The sequence below is a fragment of the Mesorhizobium sp. M7A.F.Ca.CA.001.10.2.1 genome, assembly GCF_003998575.1.
In the GTDB taxonomy this organism is placed as follows: domain Bacteria; phylum Pseudomonadota; class Alphaproteobacteria; order Rhizobiales; family Rhizobiaceae; genus Mesorhizobium.
This window is the reverse complement of sequence record NZ_RZQY01000460.1, coordinates 1-4,821: the sequence shown is the minus strand read 5'-3', so window position 1 is coordinate 4,821 and position 4,821 is coordinate 1. Positions and strand designations below refer to the sequence as shown.

Annotated in this window: 6 protein-coding genes and 1 pseudogene; all 7 read right to left on the bottom strand. The window is 62.1% G+C overall.

Going from position 1 to position 4,821, the window contains the following annotated elements; all coding sequences use genetic code 11:
- Positions 1–519 (bottom strand): annotated as a pseudogene (locus EN964_RS24740) (serine--tRNA ligase); the annotation flags it as partial.
- Positions 520–715: 196 nt separating this feature from the next.
- Positions 716–1,591 carry a twin-arginine translocase subunit TatC gene (gene tatC / locus EN964_RS24735; protein ID WP_127267599.1) on the bottom strand — a complete coding sequence of 292 codons (876 nt, stop codon included), beginning with the start codon at positions 1,589–1,591 and terminating at the stop codon, positions 716–718.
- Positions 1,588–2,373, bottom strand: a complete 786-nt coding sequence (gene tatB / locus EN964_RS24730) for a Sec-independent protein translocase protein TatB (protein WP_127267598.1) — start codon at positions 2,371–2,373, stop codon at positions 1,588–1,590. The genes tatC and tatB overlap by 4 nt, the downstream gene beginning before the upstream one ends.
- Positions 2,374–2,402: 29 nt before the next feature.
- Complete coding sequence (locus tag EN964_RS24725) at positions 2,403–2,624, bottom strand: twin-arginine translocase TatA/TatE family subunit (RefSeq protein WP_023812188.1); 222 nt, start codon at positions 2,622–2,624, stop codon at positions 2,403–2,405.
- Between the two features lie 169 nt (positions 2,625–2,793).
- Entirely contained in the window at positions 2,794–3,558 is a 765-nt protein-coding gene (scpB, locus tag EN964_RS24720) for an SMC-Scp complex subunit ScpB (RefSeq protein ID WP_127267597.1), read from the bottom strand.
- On the bottom strand, positions 3,555–4,355 hold the full coding sequence (locus tag EN964_RS24715) for a ScpA family protein (RefSeq protein ID WP_050596706.1): 801 nt from the start codon (positions 4,353–4,355) through the stop codon (positions 3,555–3,557). The genes scpB and EN964_RS24715 overlap by 4 nt, the downstream gene beginning before the upstream one ends.
- 59 nt (positions 4,356–4,414) lie before the next feature.
- On the bottom strand, positions 4,415–4,821 hold a 407-nt coding region (locus EN964_RS24710), incomplete at its 5' end, for a glycoside hydrolase family 3 N-terminal domain-containing protein (protein WP_164775971.1).

The following is a 4,821-nucleotide window of genomic DNA, read 5'->3' as shown; positions in this document are numbered from 1 at the left end:
TTTCAGCACCGTAAAGCGCGAGCCCGACAGCTTTGCCGCGCGCTCGAAATCCATCATGCCGAGCGCTTCGCCGATCTCAAAATGCTCCTTCACCCAGTTCGGCCGCGTCGGCACCTTGCCGACGAGGTGCTTGACGACATTGTCGTGCTCGTCCTTGCCGACAGGCACGTCGTCGAACGGCACGTTGGGAAGCACTGCCAGCGCATCGGTCAGCGCCTTGTCGAGCTCGCGTTCGCGCGCCTCGCCGTTCTGGATGAAGACCTTGATCTCGCCGACTTCGGATTTCAGCGTCTCGGCCAGGGCGGCATCGCCCGAACGCATGGCGTTGCCGATCTCCTTCGACGCGGCATTGCGGCGCTCCTGCTTGGTCTGCAGCTCGGTGACGTGCTCGCGCCGGGCCTCGTCCGAGGCGATCAGTCCGTCGACCATGGACTGCGCCTCACCGGCCGACCACGAGCGCTTCACCAGCGCCTCGACAAGGGCCTTCGGGTTGTCGCGAATCCATTTGATGTCAAGCATGGTTTGAAACGCTCCTGGGTAGCATGTCGCCCAAAAGTGCACAGCGATTTGGGACAACGACATGCTCAAAACAAAACTGAAACGCATCGCTTTGAGCGCGATGCGTTTCAGCCAGAGGGCGTAAACCGCATCCGGGATCGATGCAAGAGGACGGGGCGACGACTATGTTTTTCCGCCGCTGCAGCCGCTCTGTCGCCTATGAGGAGGCAGGTGCCGGGGGCTCGTCCGGTGCTTTGTCCGCCACCTCTTCCGCCGCGCCCTGCTTCTCGCGTGCCACGCGCTGCTTTTCCCGATCGCGCTCGATCAGCCGGGCAGCCCAGATGGACACCTCGTAGAGAAGGATGGTCGGGATGGCCAGGCCGATCTGACTCATCGGATCGGGCGGCGTCAGTATCGCCGCGACGACGAAGGCAATGACGATCGCCCATTTGCGCTTCTCGGCCAGTCCCTTGGACGAGAGCATGCCGACCCGTGTCATCAGGCTGGTCACCACCGGCAGCTGGAACACCAGGCCGAAGGAGAAGATCAGCGTCATGATCAGGCTGAGATATTCCGACACTTTCGGCAGCAGCGAAATCTGCACCTGATCGTCGGTGCCGGCCTGCTGCATGGCGAGGAAGAACCACATCACCATCGGCGTGAAGAAGAAATAGACCAGCGATGCGCCCATCAGGAACAGGATCGGCGATGCGATCAGGAACGGCAGGAAGGCGTTGCGCTCGTTCTTGTACAGGCCGGGCGCGATGAACTTGTAGATCTGCGTGGCGATCAGCGGAAAGGCGATCACCATGCCGCCGAACATGGCGAGCTTGACCTGGGTGAAGAAGAATTCCTGCGGCGCCGTGTAGATCAGCTCGACCTTGTGCGGATCGAGCCCTGCCCACTGCGTCGCCCATTTGAACGGCACGACCAGGAGGTTGAACAGTTTCTTGGCGAAGAAGAAACAGACCAGGAAGGCAACGAAGAAGCCGCCCAGCGACCAGATCAGCCGCCGGCGCAACTCGATCAGATGCTCCATCAGCGGCGCGGACGATTTCTCGATCTCGTCCTTTTCGGTGTCCGAAACGCTCACTTGGCGGCTCCCGCCGTCTTCTTGGCCACCGGCTTCTTCACCGCTGCAAGCTTCGGTTCGGCTTTCGCCCCCATCTTGGTCGCTACAGTCTTGGCCGCGACAGCGTTGGCCGCAGCGGGCGTCTTGGCGCTGGGCGCTTCAGGCTGTGCCGTCGTCATGGCCTTCGCCTGCGTCTTGGACGCAGACGCTGCCTTCGCGGCAACCTTTGCACCATTTGCCGAAGCTTTTGCAGCCGGCGTCGCTTTTGCCGGCGCAGGCTTGGCTGGTTTCTTCGCCGCGGACGCCTTCGGCGCCGCAACGGGTTCCGCCGGCGCTGACGAGGTCACCACCGATTCGTCGGTCATTGCCGGAAAAACCGGCGCTGCTGGCGCTGCTTCCGGCGCGTTGACGCCAGGCATGGTCGTTGCACCGTTCTTCAACGGCTCGGCCGTTTGCGGGGTCGAAGCGACAGAGCTTGCCGGATCGGCTGCCGGCTTCGGCTTCATCGCCGCATCGACGCCGGAGCGAACGTCGGCCGCGGCCTGTTCGAACGGATTGAGCTGCTTCCTGATCTCAGCCATCGGGCTCATGCCCCTGAGCTCGTCGACGGACTTCTTGACGTCGTCGAGCTCGGCTTCCTTCAGCGCCTCGTTGAACTGTTTCTGGAAATCGGACGCCATGGCGCGCAGCTTCGCCGTCGTGCGGCCGAAGGTGCGCAGCATATTGGGCAAATCCTTGGGTCCGACGACCACGATCATGACGATCGCGATGACCAGCATTTCGGTCCAGCCGACTTCAAACATGGCACTCTGTTCCGACTAGAACCTTGGGCTCAGCTCTTGCTGGCTTTTTCCTTCGCGGCCGCAACGGTCTCGTCGGCACGATGTTCGACGGTGCGCTTGTCTTCGGCAACCTCGTCGTCGGCCATGCCCTTCTTGAAGCTTTTGATACCCTTGGCCATATCGCCCATCAGCTCGGGAATCTTGCCGCGGCCGAACACCAAAAGCACGATCACCAGCACGATCAGCCAATGCCAAATCGAAAATGAACCCATAGCAAATCTCTCTCGAATGTTTTCCCTGGCGATGATCTATGCGTTTTCGCGTTGGGATTCAAACACAACTGCGACAGAGTTTATGAAAGGGTGACGGATGTCACGCATTTTCGACGGGAACGCCCGCTACGAATCCGCGCATCCTCATCAAGTTGGCCGCCAATGCCAGTCAATCTTCCGTGACGCGCGGCGTCAGCAGGCCGAGTTCCTCGAGATCGATGTCGGTCAGCGCATCCTCGTCGTCGGTCAATGCGTCGGGATCGGCCGGCGGCTGCGGAATGGAGAAATTCGACGGCATGCGGCCCGAAAGCAGTCCAGCCCCCTTCAGTTCCTCCATGCCAGGAAGATCGCGAATCTCTTCCAGCGCGAAATGGTCGAGGAAGGTCTCCGTCGTACCGTAGGTCACAGGGCGTCCGGGCGTCTTACGCCGGCCGCGCATGCGCACCCATTCCGTTTCCAGCAGCGTGTCGAGCGTACCTTTCGAGGTTTCGACGCCGCGGATGTCCTCGATCTCGGCACGCGTCACCGGCTGGTGATAGGCAATGATCGCCAGCACTTCGAGAGCCGCGCGGGAGAGCTTCCTTTGCTGGACGGTATCGCGGCTCATCAGGAAAGCCAGGTCGCCGGCGGTGCGGAACGCCCAGGCGTCGCCGACACGCACCAGATTGACGCCGCGCCGCGCATAGATCTGCTGCAGCTCGGCCATGGCCAGGGCAATGTTGATGCCGTCAGGGAGGCGTGCCGCGAGCTGCTTTTCGCTGACGGGTTCGGCGCTGGCGAACACGATCGCCTCGGCCATGCGCACGGCCTCGGCCAGATGCAGCCGCTCGGCCGGGTTCTGTAGCTGCTCGGCCGGATCCCGGGAAAGCGACTCCTCTTCGGGTGCATCGCCGACCTTGAACGGGATAACCGAAGCGTTGGCGCGTTCGCTCATGATGCCACCTCGACTGCCTTGATTGCCTGCGTGCGCCCGCGCAGGTAGATCGGCGCGAACGTCTGATCCTGCCGCACGTCCATCGTGCCGTCGCGCACCAGTTCCAATGTTGCCGCAAAAGAACTGGCGATTGCCGTGCGCCGCTCCTCGGGGCTGGTCATGTATGCGATCAGAAAACTTTCCAGCGCCGTCCAGTCGCTTGCAGCCCCGACCAGGCGGGTCAGGATGTCGCGCGCATCCTTGAGCGACCAGACACCGCGCCTGGCGATCGTCACATTGTTGATCGCCTGCTTCTGGCGTTGCTGGGCATAGGCGGTCAAGAGATCGTAGAGCGAGGCCGAATAGGCGTTACGCTTTTCGACGATGACCATTTCCGGCATGCCGCGCGCGAACACATCGCGGCCGAGCCGGTTGCGGTTGACCAGACGCGCCGAGGCGTCGCGCATGGCTTCCAGCCGCTTCAGGCGGAACTGCAGCACCGCCGCCAGTTCCTCACCGCTTTCGCCCTCGTCGCCGGGCTGCTTGGGGATCAGGAGCTTGGACTTGAGGAAGGCCAGCCACGCCGCCATCACCAGATAGTCGGCGGCAAGCTCCAGCCTGAGCGCCCTCGCCGTCTCGACAAAGGTCAGATATTGCTCGACCAGCGCCAGGATCGAAATGCGAGCCAGATCGACCTTCTGGGTGCGGGCAAGATGCAGCAGCAGGTCGAGCGGACCTTCGAAGCCGGCCACGTCGACAACCAGCGACGGGTCGCCGGTAACGCGTGAATCGTCATTCTCGGCCCACAGACGGTCCATCGGTGCGGCCTTCGAGGCCTTGCTTTCCAATGTCTCCGCCACTCCGTCACTTCCCTTTGCTATGCCACCGCATCGAAGTAGGTGGCGAATTCGGCACGTATTTCGGTTTCTTCGACCGTGTCACGGTTCTTTATATAGGTCAGCGCCCGCTTGGCGCGCTCCAACGACGTGCCCTCAAGCCCTGTGGTGCGCGATGCGATGCCGGCCATCTCCTCGAAAACGCCGTTGCAGTGAAGGACCAGATCGCAGCCCGCCGCAAGGATCGATGCCGCCTTTGTCGGGAAATCCCCAGAAAGTGCCTTCATCGAGGTGTCGTCGCTCATCAGCAGTCCGTCGAAGCCGATTTCGCGCCGGATGATCTCGTCGATGACCTTGCCGGAGGTGGTCGCCGGATTGTTGGGGTCGATCGCGCTGTAGACGACATGGGCTGTCATCGCCATCGGCAGATGGCTAAGCTCCTTGAACG